General features: G+C 64.3%; 14 protein-coding genes. 9 read left to right on the forward strand and 5 right to left on the reverse strand.

Annotated features, from left to right (window positions below):
* Positions 1-10 precede the first annotated feature (10 nt).
* The 8 genes from FXB40_RS08565 (at position 11) to FXB40_RS08600 (ending at position 9,890) form a co-directional block, all read left to right on the forward strand.
* On the forward strand, positions 11-340 hold the full coding sequence (locus FXB40_RS08565; protein ID WP_148771774.1) for a DUF2160 domain-containing protein: 330 nt from the start codon (positions 11-13) through the stop codon (positions 338-340).
* A 76-nt stretch (positions 341-416) separates the two neighbouring features.
* Positions 417-2,213 carry an ABC transporter substrate-binding protein gene (locus tag FXB40_RS08570; protein ID WP_148771775.1) on the forward strand — a complete coding sequence of 599 codons (1,797 nt, stop codon included), beginning with the start codon at positions 417-419 and terminating at the stop codon, positions 2,211-2,213.
* 398 nt (positions 2,214-2,611) lie between these two features.
* Entirely contained in the window at positions 2,612-4,048 is a 1,437-nt protein-coding gene (locus tag FXB40_RS08575; protein ID WP_148771776.1) for an FAD-binding oxidoreductase, read from the forward strand.
* 11 nt (positions 4,049-4,059) lie between these two features.
* Positions 4,060-5,145, forward strand: a complete 1,086-nt coding sequence (locus tag FXB40_RS08580; RefSeq protein ID WP_148771777.1) for an ABC transporter substrate-binding protein — start codon at positions 4,060-4,062, stop codon at positions 5,143-5,145.
* 38 nt (positions 5,146-5,183) lie between these two features.
* Positions 5,184-6,293 (forward strand): ABC transporter ATP-binding protein, encoded by a 1,110-nt coding sequence (locus FXB40_RS08585; protein ID WP_148771778.1) that lies wholly within the window; start codon positions 5,184-5,186, stop codon positions 6,291-6,293.
* 2 nt (positions 6,294-6,295) lie between these two features.
* A complete protein-coding gene (locus FXB40_RS08590) occupies positions 6,296-8,062 on the forward strand; it encodes an ABC transporter permease subunit (RefSeq protein WP_246207464.1) in 1,767 nt (588 codons plus the stop codon).
* Between the two features lie 31 nt (positions 8,063-8,093).
* Positions 8,094-8,999, forward strand: a complete 906-nt coding sequence (gene dapA, locus FXB40_RS08595; protein ID WP_148771779.1) for a 4-hydroxy-tetrahydrodipicolinate synthase — start codon at positions 8,094-8,096, stop codon at positions 8,997-8,999.
* A gap of 12 nt (positions 9,000-9,011) precedes the next feature.
* Positions 9,012-9,890 carry an IclR family transcriptional regulator gene (locus tag FXB40_RS08600; RefSeq protein WP_148771780.1) on the forward strand — a complete coding sequence of 293 codons (879 nt, stop codon included), beginning with the start codon at positions 9,012-9,014 and terminating at the stop codon, positions 9,888-9,890.
* Positions 9,891-10,219: 329 nt separating this feature from the next.
* Here FXB40_RS08600 and FXB40_RS08605 read toward each other — a convergent pair whose 3' ends face one another.
* The 5 genes from FXB40_RS08605 to FXB40_RS08625 form a co-directional block, all read right to left on the reverse strand.
* Positions 10,220-11,314, reverse strand: a complete 1,095-nt coding sequence (locus FXB40_RS08605) for an alkene reductase (protein ID WP_148771781.1) — start codon at positions 11,312-11,314, stop codon at positions 10,220-10,222.
* A gap of 179 nt (positions 11,315-11,493) precedes the next feature.
* Complete coding sequence (locus tag FXB40_RS08610) at positions 11,494-11,997, reverse strand: DUF1993 domain-containing protein (protein ID WP_148771782.1); 504 nt, start codon at positions 11,995-11,997, stop codon at positions 11,494-11,496.
* Between the two features lie 109 nt (positions 11,998-12,106).
* A complete protein-coding gene (locus tag FXB40_RS08615) occupies positions 12,107-13,423 on the reverse strand; it encodes a lytic murein transglycosylase (protein WP_148771783.1) in 1,317 nt (438 codons plus the stop codon).
* Between the two features lie 163 nt (positions 13,424-13,586).
* The gene (locus tag FXB40_RS08620; protein WP_148771784.1) at positions 13,587-15,527 is read right to left on the reverse strand and encodes a glycosyltransferase; all 1,941 of its coding nucleotides are present in this window, start codon (positions 15,525-15,527) and stop codon (positions 13,587-13,589) included.
* A complete protein-coding gene (locus FXB40_RS08625; protein WP_148771785.1) occupies positions 15,524-16,879 on the reverse strand; it encodes an HlyD family secretion protein in 1,356 nt (451 codons plus the stop codon). The genes FXB40_RS08620 and FXB40_RS08625 overlap by 4 nt, the downstream gene beginning before the upstream one ends.
* A 291-nt stretch (positions 16,880-17,170) precedes the next feature.
* Here FXB40_RS08625 and htpX point away from each other — a divergent pair, with 291 nt between their 5' ends.
* Positions 17,171-18,127 carry a zinc metalloprotease HtpX gene (gene htpX, locus FXB40_RS08630; protein ID WP_148771786.1) on the forward strand — a complete coding sequence of 319 codons (957 nt, stop codon included), beginning with the start codon at positions 17,171-17,173 and terminating at the stop codon, positions 18,125-18,127.
* Positions 18,128-18,180: the final 53 nt, after the last annotated feature.

Raw genomic sequence — 18,180 nt, forward strand, 5'->3', positions numbered from 1 at the left:
GGAGGTTTTCATGGAATCCATCGCATGGATGGCCTGGACGCTGCCGACGGCGATCTTCTTCGTCGCGCTCGCCTGCACGCTCGCAACGATGACGTGGCTCGCGTCGGTCTATCCTGAAGCCGAGCGGGTCGGCGTGCTCAGTATTCCGACCACGCGCGGCGACCGGCTGTTCATCTCGCTGATTTTGGCTGCCGTCATCCATCTGGTGTGGATCGGCCTGGTCGGCACCAACCCGATCGCCTCGCTGCCGATCGGCGAGGAGGGGATTGAGATTTCGAGCCTGTGGCTCGCATCAGGAATTTCGCTGGCGACGGCCGTGCTCATTTTCCGCACGGTCTGAAGCTCGCGAAGGGACGGCCAGATCCGGGACCAACCCGGGCCTGTATAAAGTTTTGTCGCTGCAACGGAGGAACAACATGCGACAGTTTAGGAGAAGGAAAGGCCCATTGACCAAGATTAGCTTTCTGACCGTATCGAGCGCCGCGGCCATTCTCGCCACCGCGTTCGCTGCCTCGGCGCCGGTTCGCGCCGCCGACGATGCCGCCATCCAGAAGTGGATTGCGGAATTCCAGCCTTCGACCATTTCGAAGGACGACCAGAAGAAGGAGCTGGAGTGGTTCGCGAAGGCCGCCGAACCCTTCAAGGGCATGGAGATCAACGTTGTCTCCGAGACCATCGCGACCCACGAATACGAGTCGCAGACGCTCGCCAAGGCGTTCTCCGAGCTGACCGGCATCAAGCTCAAGCACGACATCATCCAGGAAGGTGACGTGGTCGAGAAGCTGCAGACCCAGATGCAGTCCGGAAAGAACGTCTATGATGGCTGGATCAACGACTCCGACCTGATTGGCACGCACTTCCGCTACGGCCAGACCATCGCGCTGTCGGACTACATGACCGGCGAGGGCAAGGACGTCACCGATCCCCAGCTCGACGTCAACGACTTCATCGGCAAGTCGTTCGGCACCGCGCCGGACGGCAAGCTCTATCAGCTGCCCGACCAGCAGTTCGCGAACCTTTACTGGTTCCGCTACGACTGGTTCACCAACCCTGACTACAAGGCCAAGTTCAAGGCCAAGTATGGCTACGATCTCGGCGTGCCCGTGAACTGGTCGGCGTATGAAGACATCGCCGAGTTCTTCACGAACGACATCAAGGAGATCAACGGCATCAAGGTCTACGGCCATATGGACTATGGCAAGAAGGACCCGTCGCTCGGCTGGCGTTTCACCGACGCCTGGCTCTCGATGGCGGGCAACGGCGACAAGGGCATTCCGAACGGTCTGCCGGTCGACGAGTGGGGCATCCGCATGGAAGGTTGTCGTCCGGTCGGCTCGTCGATCGAGCGCGGCGGCGACACCAACGGTCCGGCTGCGGTCTACTCGATCACCAAGTACCTGGAGTGGATGAAGAAGTACGCTCCGCCGCAGGCGCAGGGCATGACGTTCTCTGAATCGGGTCCGGTCCCGGCGCAGGGTAACATCGCCCAGCAGATGTTCTGGTACACCGCCTTCACCGCCGACATGGTGAAGCCGGGCATCGCCGTGATGAACGCGGACGGTACGCCGAAGTGGCGTATGGCTCCGTCGCCGCACGGTTCGTACTGGAAGGAAGGCATGAAGCTCGGCTACCAGGACGCCGGTTCGCTGACGCTTCTGAAGTCGACCCCGGCGGATCGCCGCAAGGCAGCCTGGCTGTATCTCCAGTTCATCGTCTCCAAGACGGTGTCGCTGAAGAAGAGCCATGTCGGTCTCACCTTCATCCGTGAATCCGACATCTGGGACAAGTCGTTCACCGAGCGTGCGCCGAAGCTCGGCGGCCTGATAGAGTTCTACCGCTCGCCCGCGCGCGTGCAGTGGACCCCGACCGGCAACAACGTGCCTGACTATCCGAAGCTCGCGCAGCTCTGGTGGCAGAACATCGGCGATGCGTCGTCCGGTGCGAAGACGCCGCAAGCCGCGATGGATGCTCTTGCCGCCGCGCAGGACTCCGTCATGGAGCGTATCGAGAAGTCGGGCGTGCAGGGTGCCTGCGGTCCGAAGCTGCACAAGAAGGAGTCGGCCGAGTTCTGGTTCGCCAAGGCCCAGAAGGACGGCACGATTGCTCCGCAGCGCAAGCTCGCCAACGAGAAGCCGAAGGGCGAAACGATCGACTACGACACCCTGATCAAGTCGTGGCCGGCCACCCCGCCCAAGCGCGCCTCGCTGCAGTAAGCGACGCCTCATAACGACGAAAGGCCGGGAGCAATCCCGGCCTTTTTGTTTTTGCGCAGGCAATGCGCATCCAACTTTTTTCTGCTGTCACCTTCCGCACAACTTGTTTCCCACCCTCGGTGTCATCGCCCGGCTTGATGACCGGGCGATCCAGTACTCCGAGACGGTTGTGATCGAATCGATGGACTGCGGCGTACTGGATTCCCCGCTTTCGCGGGGAATGACAGCGGAGGTCCGGAGTCGCGTTCCCTGCGACGCCGGCAAATGATCGAACGCCCCCCGCTTGACTCCCTGTCACGCTGAATTCATGATCAGCATAATGCGATTGAAGTAATCTCAATACGATTATTTCAGCGGATCCCGTTTGGGCCAGCGTCGGCCCGTCCCGGAGGCGGTCGATGGCATTGATCGAGGCGTTCAGGCAGTTGCTGGGCGACACGGCCGTGCTGACTCGCGAGGAGGATCTCGCGGGGCTCACCGAGGATTGGCGCGGTCGTTTCCGCGCGCCGGCGCTCTGCGCGGTGTTGCCGTCGACCACGGAGCAGGTCGCGGCCATCGTCCGCCTCTGCGTCGCGCATGAAACGCCGATACTGCCGCAGGGCGGCAACACCAGCCTGTGCGGCGGAGCGACGCCGTCGGGGCAGGGCAAGCCGCCGGTGATCGTCGCGCTGACCCGCATGCGCCGGATCCGTTCGCTCGATCCCGTCAACAACACCATGGTGGTGGATGCCGGCTGCGTGCTCGCAACCATTCAGGAGACCGCTGCCGCTGCCGGCCGGCTGTTTCCGGTGAGCCTCGGCGCCGAAGGGTCCTGCCAGATCGGCGGCAATATCGGCACCAACGCCGGCGGCACCGGCGTGCTTCGTTACGGCAACACGCGCGACAATGTGCTCGGGCTGGAGGTGGTCCTGCCGGATGGATCGATCTGGGACGGCCTCTACGCGTTGCGCAAGAACAACACCGGGTACGACCTCAAGCATCTCTTCATCGGCTCCGAGGGCACGCTGGGCATCATCACCGGCGCGGTGCTGAAGCTGCATCCACTGCCGACGGCGGAGGCGGTCGCCTGGCTCGCGGTCGACAGCCCGCAGAAGGCGCTGGACGTGCTCGGCCTGTTCCAGGCCTCTTGCAGCTCACGGCTCTCGGCCTTCGAGCTGATGAATGCGAAGCAGATCCAGCTCGTGCTGGAGCAGGTGTCCGGCCGGCGTTGCCCGGTCGCGGAGATCGACACCTGGCACGTCCTCGTCGAATTGTCCGATACCGGCGATGCCGCAGCGCTCGCGGCGACGATGCAAGTGGTGCTCGAACAGGCGCTCGAGGCGGGGCTGGTCAGCGACGGCGTCGTCGCTGCGAGCGAGGCGCAGCGCAAGGCGATGTGGCTGGTGCGTCACAGCGTCTCGGAAGCCAACAAGAAAGCCGGCGTGGGCCTCACCTCGGACACCGCGGTTCCGGTGTCGACCGTGCCGGCTTTCATCGACCAGGCGATGGCAGCCGTGCGCGCGGTCGTGCCGGATCTGCCGTTCATCATCGTCGGCCACATGGGCGACGGCAACATTCATCTCATTCCCTTCTTCAGCTTTGCCGAGTGGGACGCCGTGCCGGAGCGCGACGCCGTGGCGCAGCGAATCCGCCGCGCCATGAACGATGTCGCAAGCTCGCTGCGCGGCACCTTCAGCGCCGAGCACGGCGTTGGACGCACGCTGACCGACGAGATGTCCCGATACAAGCCGCCGGTCGAGCTCGCGCTGATGCAGGCGGTGAAACAGGCATTCGATCCAAAGGGTCTCTTCAATCCTGGCCGCGTTCTGCCACCACCATCCATTGCAACATCATAGAGGGGACTGACATGACAAACGCTCCGAAGATCATCACTTCCCGACGCCGCCTGGTGCTCGGTGCAGGAGCGGGCGCCGTCGCGCTCGCTGCGCCCTCGATCTGGTCGCCGTCCCGCGCCGCGGGCAAGCGCATTGTCGTGCGCGACGATGGCGGCATCTACACCAAGGCCTATGGCGCGGTGTACTACCGGCCGTTCACGGAGGCGACCGGGATCGAGGTCGTCGGCGTGCAGGCCAATGCCGAGCCGGTCGCGCAGATCAAGACCATGGTCGACACCAAGAACTACACCTGGGACATGGCCAAGATCTCCTGGCCCGCGATCCAGATCCTGACCACGGGCGGCAAGCAATATCTCGAGAAGCATGGCCTCGAAGCCGAGCCGGTGATCAAGTCGATCCCCGCCGAATATGAGTCGCCCTATGGCGTCGCGACCAACGTCTACACCACAGTGCTCGCCTATCGCACCGACGCCTTCAAGGGCCGCAAGGCGCCGCAATCCTGGGCCGATTTCTGGAACGTGGCGGACTTCCCCGGCCGCCGCTCGGTGCGCAAGCATCCGTTCGACACGATCGAGGAGGCGCTGATGGGAGCGGGCGCACCGACCGCGCAGGTCTATCCCTGCGATCTCGACAAGGCCTTCGCCTCGCTCGACAAGATCAAATCGTCGGTCGCGGTGTGGTGGACCAGCGGCGCGCAGGTCGAGCAGATGCTGACCTCGGGCGAGATCGACCTGCTTCCGACCTGGGTGTCGCGTGCGCAGTCGGCGCAGGCGGCAGGCGCCCCCGTCGAGATCGTCTGGAACCAGGGGGTCTGGGGCGCCGACAATTGGTCGATCCTCGCCGGCACGCCGAACGCGGATGCCTGCCGTGAGTTCATCAAGTTCGCCTCCGATCCGAAGCGACAGGCTGCGCTGGTCGAATACTTCCCGGCCGGCCTCACGCAGCCGGAGGCCTTCAACTACGTCAAGCCGGAGGTCGCCAAGAACTGCCCGACCTATCCCGACAACATCAAGGCCGGGCTGAAGATCGATCCGAAATTCTGGTACGACAACCAGGCCGCCGTCATCGAGCGCTTCAACAGCTGGATCCTGGCTTGACCGGCGCCAAGGGAAGCGCGAAGCGATCGGAGCGGCCCATGGTCTCGTCGAGCCTGCGCATTCACGAGCTGTGCAAGCGTTATGGCGACTTCGTTGCGCTGGCGCCGACCAGCCTCGACGTCGCCAAGGGCGAGTTTCTCACGCTGCTCGGCCCGTCCGGATCGGGCAAGACCACGCTGCTCAGCCTGATCGCAGGCCTCGCCCATCCCGACGAGGGGCGGATCCTGATCGACGATGCCGACGTCACGCACAGTCCGGCCTACGATCGCGATATCGGCGTCGTGTTCCAGAACTACGCGCTGTTTCCTCACATGACGATCGAGGACAACATCGCGTTTCCGCTGAAGATGCGGAAGGTGGCCGACGCCGAGGCGCGCCGGCGCACGGCCGAGGCGCTGGAAACGGTGCGGCTGCCGCACGTTGCAAAACGCTATCCGCGCGAGCTGTCCGGCGGCCAGCAGCAGCGCATCGCGCTGGCGCGCTGCATCGTCTATCGCCCTGCGATCATCCTGATGGACGAGCCGCTCGGCGCGCTCGACAAGAAGCTGCGCGACCAGATGCAGCTCGAGATCAAGCGCATCCATCGCGAGCTCGGCACCACGATCGTCTACGTCACCCACGACCAGGAAGAGGCGATGACGATGTCTGACCGCATCTGCCTGATGAATGCCGGTGCGATCGAGCAGCTCGGCACGCCTGCGGACCTCTATTTCCGTCCGCGCTCGGTGTTTGTCGCAGACTTCCTCGGCGAGTCCAATTTGCTCAGCGCCACCGTGCGTGGCGTCGACGGCGATGGGCTCGACATCGTCCTAGCCGCGCAGGCAGCGCCCTCGCGCGCGGTCGGCAATGGCGGGAGTTTCGCTGCAGGCGAGCCGATCAAGGTGATGGTGCGTCCCCAGAATCTCGTGGTCGGGGACGCCGGCGGTGGAGGCCAGCTTGCCGGCCGGCTCTCTGGCCGGCTTTTGGATGTGATGATCAGCGGCAGCCTGACGCGGCTCTACATCGCGCCGGAGACGGCAGGCATGCCGCAACTCGTCGCCGCGCATCCGACCCGCAGCGGCGCGGCGCCCTACGAGATCGGGCAGCTTCTGTCGCTCGGATGGCATGCAGCGGACGCCGTCGCCATCCGCGACGGGAAGGGGATCTGAGCTTGGCCGCCCCGCGCGCGATACAGCGGAATCTGGCCTGGACACGGGCGGCGATGGGCGCGCCGCTGGTCCTGCTGCTTATGCTGTTCCTGGTCTATCCGGTCGGCCAGCTGCTGCTGCTCAGCGTCTACGGCGACAATGGCTTCACGCTGGCGCAATACCGGCAGCTCTTCGCCTCATCGGTCTATCTCGACGTTCTCCTGATCACGCTGAAGATCTCGCTGGTCACCACGCTGGTCTGCGTCGTCACGGGCTATCCGATCGCCTATCTGATCTCGGTCGTCGACAAGGAGCGCAAGACGACCCTGCTGTTCTGGGTGCTGCTGTCGTTCTGGACCAGCTTCCTGGTCCGCGCCTTCGCCTGGATCGTGCTGCTCGGGCGCAACGGCGTCATCAACAAGCTCCTGATCTCGCTCGGCATCATCTCGAGCCCCGCGAGCCTGCTCTACAATTTCGGCAGCGTCCTGGTCGGCATGGTGAATGCGCTGTTGCCGCTCGCCGTGCTGACGATGCTCTCGGTGATGGAGAACATCGACCGCAACCTGCCGCGCGCGGCCGCCACGCTCGGGGCGCAGCCGGGCATGGCGTTCTGGAAGATTTATTTCCCGCTGTCGCTGCCGGGTGTCGCCGCGGCGGGAATCATGGTGTTCGTCACCGCGATCGGCTTCTTCATCGTGCCGGCCCTGCTCGGTGGGCGCCGCGAGACCATGATCACGCAGCTCATCATCGACCAGGTCCAGCAGACCATGAACTGGGGCTTTGCCGGCGCGATCTCGGTGTTGCTGCTGTTCGTGGTCTTCATCGTCTTTGCTGCCTACGACCGGCTGCTCGGCCTGTCGACCATGACCGGCGCGGCCGCGCCGCGCAATGCGGCGCCGTCGCGTTTGTCGGGTCCCCTTCAGAAGGCGGGCGACGCGCTCCTCACGCTGCTCGGGGCGATCTCCGACCGGATTCTCCGGCTCCTGCCGTCACGCCGTCGCGGCCGCAATCCCGATCAGGCCGGCATGGGCTTGCAGGCCTTCGTCTGGATCATGCTGCTCATCATCAGCGCGCCGACCATCCTGATGATCCCGCTGTCGTTCGGCAGCGGCGGTCTCAACTGGCCGCCGCAGGGTTTTACCCTGCATTGGTATGAGACCGTGCTGAGCTCGCCGCTCTGGACCCAGGCCATGCTGCGCTCGCTTCTGGTCGGGGTCGGAACGGGGCTGCTCGCGATGCTGATCGGCACGCCGGCCGCGTTCCTGCTGGTGCGCAGCGACATCCGCGGTAAGGCGGCGTGGCTGGCCTTCATCCTGTCGCCAATCGTGGTGCCGCGCATGATCATCGCAGTCGGCCTGTTTTACGTCTTCGCCCGCATGGGCCTCGTCGGCAGCGCCTTCGGCCTCATTCTCGGACACACTGTCGTCGCGGTGCCCTATGTGGTCATCACCATGATGGCCGTGCTGCGCAATTACGACACGCGGCTCGACCATGCCGCGCAGAGCCTCGGCGCGCGTCCGTTCGCGACGCTGCGCTACGTCACCTTCCCGATCCTCGCTGCCGGCATGATGTCGTCATTCCTGTTCGCCTTTGCGACCTCGTTCGACGAACTCACCATCGCGCTGTTTGCGACCGGCGGCCTCAACGCGACGCTGCCAAAGCAGTTCTGGGACGAGGTGACGCTTCAGGTCTCGCCCGCGATCGCCGCCGTCTCGACCTGCCTGTTCATTTTCATGGGGCTGCTGATCTTCGTCGCCGAACGCCTGCGCAGGCGCGCTGCGGCGAGGTAGCCGTCCCGCATTCCAACCAGAGGTTCACATCATGCTCACTGCCAATCGCCTCCGCGGCCTGTTCCCGGCCATTCCGACCCCGGTCAAGACCGACGACACCATCGATGCCGGCGCGGTCTCGGCCCTGTTTGCCTGGCTCAACAAGCAGGGCATCGACGGCGTGGTGCCGCTCGGCGGCACCGGCGAGTATGGCGCGCTGGCGCGCGCCGAGCGCATCAAGATGGCCGGCTTGTCGGTGAAGGCGATGGCGGGCAAGGGCCCGGTCATCGCGGGCGTGCTGGACACTGGCTTCCACGATGCCTTGCAGGCGGGCAAGGAATTCGCAGCGGAGGGCGTGGACGGTCTCCTGGTTCTTACGCCATATTATACAAATCCGACTCAGGCTGGCGTCCGCGACTATTTCCTGCGCTATGCCGATGCTTCGCCCGTGCCCATCCTGATCTACGAGATTCCCTATCGCACCCGGATCGCGATCGAGCCCAAGATCCTGCATGAGCTCTCCAGGCATCCCAACATCATCGGCATGAAGGCCTGCAATCTCGACATGTACCATTTCCTCCAGGTCGTGGCCGGCGTCGACGAAAGCTTTGCGGTGCTGAGCGGCGAGGACAGCCTGTTCCCGCTGCATCTCGCGGCGGGCGCGAAGGGCGGCATTATCGTGACCGCATGCCTGTTGCCGCGCGCCTGGCGCCAGATCTTCGAGACGGCCATTGCGGGCAAGACAGCGGAGGCCTTGAGCCTCCATCGCCGCTTGATCCCACTGATGAACATGGCATTCGCCGAGACCAATCCGGGGCCGATGAAGGCGGTGATGGATCTCGTCGGCGTCGAGGCGCCGCGCATGCTGGCGCCGCTGGTCCAACCGGCGCCGGCGCTGGTCTCGGCATTCCGCGCCGAGCTCAGCCGGCAGTTGGCGATCTCGGAGGGCATCGCTTGAGAGGATGGCAGCATGGCGCGTAGCAGCCGCGAGGGTGGCGGCCGGCCTGCGAAGGCAAAGGCCGCCAAAGCCGGCGAGAAGCCTGGCGCGAAGACGACGGACAAGGCCGACGAGCCGCGCTCGTCTCTGTTCGTCGGCTCGACCGAGAAGGCGTTCCAGGTCCTGCATGCCTTCGACGGGCCGCAGCGTCACATGACGCTCGCCGACATCGCGCGCGCCGCCGATCTCGATCGCAGCGCCACTCAGCGTCTGGTCTACACGCTCGAAACGCTCGGCTATCTCAAGCGGATCGAGGGCACGCGCAACTATGGCCTCACCTCGAAGGTGCTCCAGTTCTCGCACAGCTATCTCAAGGCCAACGACCTGATTGACCGGGCCTCGCCCTATCTGCTCGAGATCAGCCGCAATCTCGGGGAGACGACCAATTTGCACGAGCTGGATGGCCACGAGGTCGTCTTCGTTGCGCGCTTTCCGGGTGCGCACCTCATCAACATCGACATCGTGATCGGCAGCCGATTGCCGACCTTCTTCACGGCGTCGGGCACCGCGATCCTATCGGCGCTGCCCGAGGAGGAGCGCCTCGCGCTGCTCGAACGGACGCCGCTGGCGCCGCTAACGCCGTTCACCGTGACGGACCCGAAGGCGCTGTTTGAGCGCGTTCGCGTCGCCGCCCAACGCGGCTATGCTGTCGTCATGAACGAGACCGTGATGGGCGATATCTCGGTCGCTGCCCCCATCATCGACGAACATGGCCGCGCCGTTGCCGCGATCAACATTTCGGTGCCGACGACGCGCTGGACCAGGGAGCGCGCCGAGGCCGAGCTGGCGCAGCACGTCCACGTCGCCGCAACCTCGATCTCCAAATCGAAGTTCAACCGCTACGCGGCGTGATACAATAGCGAGCCGCAAAGAAAAATGCCTGGAGTGATCCCGGACTTCGTCTTTCTTGCGAGCTCACTTTATAGCCACATCGTCATTGCGAGCGAAGCGAAGCAATCCAGAATCTTTCCGCGGAGGGAGCCTGGATTGCTTCGTCGCTTCGCTCCTCGCAATGACGAGTTCGTGGCAAGCGCTTTCCACTCTATTGGTGTCATCGCTCGCGAAGGCGGGCGATCCAGTACGCCGCGGCCTCTCGGTTGAATCTCGCTGCTGGTGGAATACTGGATGCCCCGCTTTCGCGGGGCATGACAGCTGTCGTGTGGTTGGTTTCCGCTGCAGCCTTACTTCGCCGCCGCCAGCGCCGGGTAATCCGTGTAGCCCTTGGCGCCGCCGCCGTAGAACGTGTTCTTGTCCCAATCGTTCAGCGCCGCGCCCTTCTTCAGCCGCTCGACCAGGTCCGGGTTGGAGATGAAAGGCTTGCCGAAGGCGATCAGGTCAGCCGCGTTCGCGTCGAGCACCTTGGTCGCGAGATCGAAATCGTAGCCGTTGTTGGCGATATAGGCGCCCGAGAAGCGTTTGCGCAGGCTCGCATAGTCGAATGATGCGAAGTCGCGCGGGCCGCCGGTGGCGCCTTCGACGACGTGGAGATAGACGAGCTCCAGCGCGTTGAGGCCGTCGGTGATGTGATCGAACAAGGCTTGCGGATTGGAATCCACGATGTCGTTGGCGGGTGTCACCGGCGAGATGCGGATGCCGGTGCGGTCGGCGCCGGCTTCCGCCACGACGGCCTTGGAGACCTCCAGCATCAACTTGGCGCGGTTCTCGATGGAGCCGCCATAAGCGTCAGTGCGCTTGTTGGCGCCGTCCTTGGCGAACTGGTCGAGCAGGTAGCCGTTGGCGCCGTGGATCTCGACGCCGTCGAAACCGGCCTCCAGCGCATTCTTCGTGGCGTGCTTGAAGTCGTCGATGATCCCCGGAATTTCGGAGAGCTCGAGCGCGCGGGGCTCGGAGACGTCGGCGAAGGTGCCGTTCACAAAGGTCTTGCCCTTGGCGCGGATCGCGCTCGGCGCTACGGGGGCTGCGCCGCCCGCCTGGAGGTCGACATGCGAGATACGGCCGACATGCCAAAGCTGGATGAAGATCTTGCCGCCGCGCTGATGCACTTTGTCGGTGACCTTGCGCCAGCCGGCGACCTGGTCCTTCGAGTAGATGCCGGGAGTGTCCTGGTAGCCCTGGCCCTGCTGCGAGACCTGGCTCGCTTCGGTGATCAGCAGGCCCGCGGAAGCGCGCTGGCCGTAATAGTCGGCGGCGAGCGGAGAGGGGACGAAGGTGCCGGGCGCAGCGCGGTTGCGCGTCAGCGGCGCCATCACCAGCCGGTTGGCCAGCGTGATCGGGCCGAGCTTGTAGGTCTCAAACAATTTGGTCGAACGGCTCATTGGTGTGCTTCCGGGGGTTAAGAGGTCCGGAACACTTGTGCATTGCGGCAATCAGCGCAAGGGATGAGCCATACGGAAAGTGCAGGCGAGCTGCGCGGCAAGGCCCGTGCAGCATAATTCATACGCAATTTCGGCCCCGGCAGCGTGATTTCGCTGCCGGGGCCGTGCGATTGCGCAAATCAGTTCGCGCCGAGGAAATCGCGCTTGCCGATCTCGACGCCGTTGTGACGCATGATGCCGTGGGCGGTGGTGGCGTGGAAATAGAAGTTCGGCAGCGAGACCCCGCTGAAGAACTGCTGGCCCTTGAGCGTCATGGTCCGGTCGGGGCCCGCCGGGAAGGTCACGTCCTTGCTGTCGGCGCCTTCGAACTGCTCCGGCTTGTACGATTTCACGTAATCGATCGTCCTGGCGAGCCGCTGCTTCAGCTCCTCGAACGTCTTTTCCGTGTCGGGCATCGAAGGCACCTCGCTATGGGTCAGCCTGGCGCAGCCCTTGGCGGCGAAATCGCTGGCGAGCTGGATCTGCTTCGACAACGGCAGCATGTCCGGGAAGAGGCGCGAGCCGAGCAGGACGCTCGGGTCGATCTTTTTGGCCGTACAATGCGCCTCGGCCTTGGTGAGCAGGCCGGTCAGGCTGTTCAGCATCTGCAGATAGGCGGGGACGACGGCGTCGTGGAAGGACATGTGATGCTCGCTTCAGTGGTGGGAGACCTCAGGAGAAAACCTGAGCCACTCACATGGGAGCCTCATGGAATAATACAATCGCCGAAGTGGCTTGTGCGGTGCGAAAATTCTACCGCACCGTCGCCGCCGGCTGCGCCTGGGCCGTGCCGCCGCGCATGCGGGCCAGAAGCTCCGCGGTCGGCCAGGAATCGGCCGGCAGGCCGTATTTGATCTGCATCGCCTTCACGGCGGCGCGGCTCTGCTGGCCCAGCACGCCGTCGACCTTGCCAACATTGAAGCCGGCCTGGACCAGCAATTGCTGCAATTGCTTGAGCTCGTTGAATGGCAGTTGCGCGACCTGCCCGGCCGGCCTGCGCATTGGGGCGGCGCCCGCGATGCGGGAGGCGAGATAGCCCGCGGTGGTCGAATAGATCAGCGAGTTATTCCATTCGGTGTAAGCCGCGAAATTCGCATACGCCATGAAGGCTGGCCCGTTGCGTCCCATCGGCAGCAGCACGGACGCCGCGAGATTGTCATTCGGCAGCGGCCGTCCGTCGGGATAGGTGACGCCGAACTGCGCCCACTTCGAGCGCGGCAGCTGCACGCTGAGATCGGTCTGATCCCATGGCAGCTTCTGCGGCACCTTGATCTCTTCCAGCCACGGCTCGCCGCGCCGCCACTTCAAGCCGTTGGCGATGTAGTTCGCGGTCGAGCCGATCACGTCGTCTTCGCTGCGCAGGAGGTCGCGCCGGCCGTCGCCGTCATAGTCGACGGCGTAGTTGACGTAATGCACGGGCAGGAACTGGGTCTGGCCGAGCTCGCCGGCCCAGGAGCCGATCATCTCGTCGGGCGTGAGATCGCCGCGGTCAATGATCTTCAGCGCGGCGATGGTCTCGTTCACGAACATCTCCGAGCGCCGGCAGTCATAAGCCAGCGACACCAGCGATTTCAGCGTCGGCAGATTGCCCATGTTGACGCCGAAGTCGCTCTCAAGTCCCCAGAACGCGGCGATCACGGCCGGCGGCACGCCATATTCCTTCTCGGCGCGCGCGAACGCCGCCGCGTGTTGCTTGATGTGCTGCTGGCCGTTCTGCATGCGATAGGGCGCGGCCATGCGGCCGGCGAATTCGGTGAAGAGCTGGCCGAACACGCGCTGGCCGCGGTCGCGATTGACGATGCCCTGGTCGTAGACGAGGTAGGGCGAAGCCTCCGATATCGTCCGCTGCGACACGCCGGCCGCAACCGCGTGGCTCTTCACGTCGGCCAGGAAGCGATCGAAGTTTTGCCCATTGTGGCACGACGCTGCGCGCGGCGACGGCGCGGTGGCCTTCGGCGCGGCGGGAAGCACGGGTCGGCCGGGAGGGGGAAGGAGTTGCTGCGCAGATGCTGCGGAGAATGACAAGAAAATAGTCGTAAGCGCAGCGATCGCGTATCGTGTCTTGGACATCAAGCTTACCGGTTCGGGGGCGGGGCCATTGGCGAATCCTACCGTAATGCGCCGGCCGTGGTCGATAAAGAGGTGGCTTGTGTACTCCGACGCATGGTCCCGCGTCGAGGCGGAGCACCCCGAGGCTATCTCGGGAGAGGCCGCGCCCTTTCCCCGCCTTCGTCTAGCCGAACAGCCGCAGCAGCAGCGCCTTGCCGACGGGGACGGCATTAATTCCCCTGTAGGCGCGCACATATTCACCGGCGTAGAAGGCCCTGATCGCATGGACCCGTATATCCATGCTTTCTTCAAAGCGTACTGCAAATCCATCCCTCGTCCGCCGCACCACGACGGCGGCGATCGAACGGCCATAGATTCGGCATTCAAGCTTGCTGCCGATCGCCGGTGGATCGGGGTCGAGAAGGCGGGCGCCACTGATGGATATATCAGCGAGCCGCGCCAGGTATGATTTGCCGCCCTGTTGCAGCAAGATCGGCTCGTTGCGGTTGAATCGCTCCGCCTTGCGCTTGCGCGGCTGCTCGATGCAGACGAAGCAGACGATGGTGAGGATAAGCGCGTTGTAGAGGCTCCATGCCAGCGCCAGCCCGCCATAGGCGATGTTCTCGCCACGCAGGTGCAGGATGAAGGCGTAGGCGATGGCCGCGAGCGTGATGATGAGCGCACTGCCATAGAGCCGCAGCAGCGGCCACTCCACGAATTTCCGGCTGCGCTCGCCGCCCTTGGCCGTGACCTTGAACTTGTGTCCTTTCGGCTTCAATATGCCGGTCGCGACCGCCTTGAGGACCGCGGGCGCCGCAACGAGCTGCGACACATCCGTCATTATCGCAAGCGAACGGCCGCGCGACAGCCACGCCATGGTGAGGCCATGCCAGACGTAGAACGGCAGGAAGTACCGCAACAGCTCGGAGAGATCGGCCTGCACCGCCTTGATGTCGAAAAGCAGGAACAGCCAGGGCACCACCAGCCCGAATATCTTGGTCACGTAGACGGCCGTCCAGCTCATGAAGGCATCGACCAGCGACAGCCGGTCGATGAACGAGAGTTTCGAATCACGCGACAGGGGCCCGCTGCGGCCGCGCACGATCTGCATGAAGCCGAGGCACCAGCGCCCGCGCTGGGTGATATATTCCTTGAGTCCTTCCGGCGCGAGACCGATGGTCAGTCGCTCGTTGAGATAGATGGTGTTGAAGCCAAGCTCATTCAGCCGCAGCGTGACGAGATAATCCTCGGTGACCGAGTCGGTCGGAAAGCCGTTGATCTGCGTCAGTGCGTCGTAGCGGATGAGGGACGACGTGCCGCAGCAGAAGGCGACGCCCCAGGCGTCCTTTGCTGGCATCAGGATGTCGAAGAAGAAGCGCTGCTCGTCCGGCCAGACGTCGGCGGCGGCGAGGTTGGTCTGGATTGGATCCGGGTTGATGAAATGCTGCGGCGTTTGCACCACCCCGACGGAGGCGTCATCCATCAGGCTGATGGTCCGACTGAGGAAGTCGGGCCGCGGCACGAAGTCGGCGTCAAGAATTGCGATGAAGGCCGGCGGCTTCGGCAATTCGCCGACATGTCTGAACGCGTGGTTGATGTTACCAGCCTTGGCATGCTGGTTGTCGGCGCGCGTGAGATAGCGGCAACCGAGCTCTTGCGCGAGGCGTCGCAGCCAAAGGCGACGTCCGTCGTCGAGCACCCAGACGCGGTAGTTGCCGTACTCCATTCCTGTCGCGCCGATGATGGTCCGCTCCAGGATCGATTTGTCCTCGTTGTAGGTGCAAATGAAGACGTCGATCAACGGAGCTGCGGGATCCCTGGCGCGGCTGTCGACCTTTGCATCGCCCGAACGGTCGATGGTTCTACTGAGGAAGAGCATCGATAGCGCGACCGCGATCAGCGAAGCGGATTCCGCCAGTATGAACGGAAGGCCGATCAGGAAATCCGCGGTCAGCCCGGGCGGCGGCACGGTCTTGGTGATGCGCCAATGGAAGTAGCGCAGCAGCAGGATGAACGACACGCCGGTCAGGAGGGAACGCGCCGGTGTGTTCTCGCGCCTGAGAAGCGGCACCACCACCATGAACGCACCGATCGCAAGAAAGCCGGGCGCCAGCGCGTCCATCATGGCGCCGTCTCGCGCCGCGCGAAGATGACGCGGCCGGTCCGTCCCACCGTGCAGTCGTGGGCCGCGGCGTCGGCAGGCGCCACCGTCACGCGGTAAGGCTCCTTGCTCAATGTGTCGGGATTGATGGCGAGGTTGGCCGGGGCGCCTGCAGCCCCGGTGAGATTTACGACGGTGCCTGAGATCGGAGCTCCGCCGTCATTCGGCTCGAATGTGGTGTGATCGCCAAGCTGCAGCCGATTGTACACGTTCTCGGTGACATTGGCCGTGATCACGGTACCGGTGCAATCCAGCACCTTAAGCAGGGGCTGGCCGGCCTGCACGTCCTCGCCGGGCGAGGTCATCATTTCCCAGACCCGGCCGGTGACCGGGGTTCTGATGCTCGCCTCGGAAAGGTCGGCGAAGCGGACCTCTTCTATTATGATCTCGTTGGCGAGCCAGGCGATCTCGGTGTCGGTGTGTACAAGATCGGCTTCCAGGTCCTTGGCGCGCTGACGCATTTCCTCCTCGCGCTGTACCGAGCTTGGGCGGTCGTTGTAGCTGTCGCCAAGGAACGAGCCGCTCCTTGCCGCACGCAGCTCGATCTGCGCGGCGTCCAACCGCTTGCGCGCGCCGAGCTCGGTCTGCTGCGCTACCGACAGCTCGCGGGTCAGCCGCGCCAGCTCGACCGTGGACACGTTGCCGGATTTCGCGAGCGAAGACGCCCGGTCGACCGCTGCGTTTGCTTCCTCTCGCCGCGCGGCGGCTGCCTCGATCGATGTCTGGATTTCGGCGATGCGCGCCTCGAGCTGAAGGACACGTCCGTCCCTGAACAGCGCGGCCTGCCGGGCGAGGTCCTGCTGGGCGGCCTGAGCGGTCTCGAGCTTCGATGCGAGGCTCGGCCGCTCGTTCTCCAGTCGCGATTTCTGCCGTCGAAGGTCGTCAAGCCGTGTGCGATCGCCGCGCGAATTCACGACACGCAGCACGACCATGCCGGCGTCGAGATGCGCCTGGTCCTTGATCGCAGCCGGGGCTGCAGCAACGCGTCCGCTGATCGGCGTGCGCAGAGTGACGAGACGGGAGTTCAGCACGGCCTCGACACTGGAATTCTGCCACATTGCGCGCAGCGGCAGCCAGCCGAATACGGCTATCACGGCAAGCCCTGCCGCGATCTTCAGGCTCCGCCGCAATAGGAGCCGGCGTTGCGGCGGACCCGTGGGTTCGACCCGCGCCGCGGGCTGCTGTGGCTGCTTCTCATGGGCAAAAAGCTCCTCCTGCAGCGTCTGCTGCAGGCCCTTCGCGTCTGAGGAACCAACGGCTTCGCCTGAAGGAGGGGACGCATCGTGAACGGAAGCGGCCTGAGACCGATCCATCATAGCAGTCACCTGGTTGGCGGGAGGCAATGCAACTGACCAATGCGCGAGCCGCGCTCCCGTGGCTTGCGTCTCCGGATTTAGCCCGGGCTACGCTTTCCAATTACCTAGGCTCTTGCGTGGGTTTTTGTATAAATACACGTCAAGGTTTAGGTGTGCGGCGCCGCGACGCAGTCGCAGCCCTTGCGTCGCGGGGGGCCAACTTCATAACTCAAGGTCGTTGTTGAATCCCTGGCTCAGATTGGCAGCTGGGGTTCGCTGCACTGGCTTATGCGTCAACAATGGGACGTCGCCATGAACTATCTGCGTACCGCAATGCTTCTCGCAGGCCTCACCGCCCTGTTCATGGGCGTGGGCTACCTGATCGGCGGCGCCTCAGGCGCCATGATCGCGCTCGTGATTGCGGCGGCGACCAATCTCTTCACCTATTGGAACTCCGACCGCGCGGTGCTGTCGATGTACGGCGCCCATGAGGTGGACCGTCAAAGCGCGCCGGAGCTGGTCGGCCTCGTCGCGGAGCTTGCGGGCCGCGCCAGCCTGCCGATGCCACGCGTGTTCCTGATGGACGAGGCGCAGCCCAACGCGTTCGCGACCGGCCGCAATCCCGAGAACGCCGCCGTCGCAGTTACCACTGGCCTGATGAATCAGCTCAGCCGTGAGGAGTTGGCCGGCGTGATCGCGCACGAGCTCGCGCATATCAGGAATCACGACACGCTGCTGATGACGATCACCGCGACCATCGCCGGCGCCATCTCCATGCTGGCGCAGTTCGGGATGTTCTTCGGCGGCAACCGCGACAACAACGGTCCCGGCATCGTCGGCTCGATCCTGATGATGATCCTGGCGCCGCTCGGCGCCATGCTGGTGCAGATGGCGATCAGCCGCACCCGCGAATATGCCGCCGACAATCTCGGCGCGCGCATCGCCGGCCAGCCGATGTGGCTGGCGTCGGCGCTGGTGAAGATCGAGGGTGCCGCACATCAGGTGCCGAACTATGATGCCGAACGAAATCCCGCGACCGCGCATATGTTCATCATCAACCCGCTGTCGGGTCATGGCGTGGACAGTCTCTTCGCCACGCATCCCTCGACGCAGAACCGCATCGCGGCGCTCCAGCAACTCGCAGCCGAGCTCGGAACGCAAGCCGCGCCGTCGGTCGGCGCCAACGAAAACTATCCGCCGCAGGGCCCGTGGGGCCGCTCGTCTTCAAATGGTCCTGCACGCGGTCCTTCCAATGGTCCTTGGGGCTGATGCGGAACCGGTCGAATTTGGCTGGCTTTGTGACCTGGTGCACACAGGGTCGG

It is taken from the genome of Bradyrhizobium rifense, from assembly GCF_008123425.1.
Lineage (GTDB): Bacteria > Pseudomonadota > Alphaproteobacteria > Rhizobiales > Xanthobacteraceae > Bradyrhizobium > Bradyrhizobium rifense.

Bases quoted from the DNA above. Each gene is read 5' to 3' on its own strand.
- FXB40_RS08575 (WP_148771776.1), top strand. From the start codon at position 2,612: ATGGCATTGATCGAGGCGTTCAGGCAGTTGCTGGGCGACACGGCCGTG.
- FXB40_RS08605 (WP_148771781.1), bottom strand. From the start codon at position 11,314: ATGAGCCGTTCGACCAAATTGTTTGAGACCTACAAGCTCGGCCCGATC.
- FXB40_RS08610 (WP_148771782.1), bottom strand. From the start codon at position 11,997: ATGTCCTTCCACGACGCCGTCGTCCCCGCCTATCTGCAGATGCTGAAC.
- FXB40_RS08580 (WP_148771777.1), top strand. From the start codon at position 4,060: ATGACAAACGCTCCGAAGATCATCACTTCCCGACGCCGCCTGGTGCTC.
- FXB40_RS08565 (WP_148771774.1), top strand. From the start codon at position 11: ATGGAATCCATCGCATGGATGGCCTGGACGCTGCCGACGGCGATCTTC.
- FXB40_RS08620 (WP_148771784.1), bottom strand. From the start codon at position 15,527: ATGATGGACGCGCTGGCGCCCGGCTTTCTTGCGATCGGTGCGTTCATG.
- FXB40_RS08625 (WP_148771785.1), bottom strand. From the start codon at position 16,879: ATGATGGATCGGTCTCAGGCCGCTTCCGTTCACGATGCGTCCCCTCCT.
- FXB40_RS08585 (WP_148771778.1), top strand. From the start codon at position 5,184: ATGGTCTCGTCGAGCCTGCGCATTCACGAGCTGTGCAAGCGTTATGGC.
- htpX (WP_148771786.1), top strand. From the start codon at position 17,171: ATGAACTATCTGCGTACCGCAATGCTTCTCGCAGGCCTCACCGCCCTG.
- dapA (WP_148771779.1), top strand. From the start codon at position 8,094: ATGCTCACTGCCAATCGCCTCCGCGGCCTGTTCCCGGCCATTCCGACC.
- FXB40_RS08615 (WP_148771783.1), bottom strand. From the start codon at position 13,423: ATGTCCAAGACACGATACGCGATCGCTGCGCTTACGACTATTTTCTTG.
- FXB40_RS08600 (WP_148771780.1), top strand. From the start codon at position 9,012: ATGGCGCGTAGCAGCCGCGAGGGTGGCGGCCGGCCTGCGAAGGCAAAG.
- FXB40_RS08570 (WP_148771775.1), top strand. From the start codon at position 417: ATGCGACAGTTTAGGAGAAGGAAAGGCCCATTGACCAAGATTAGCTTT.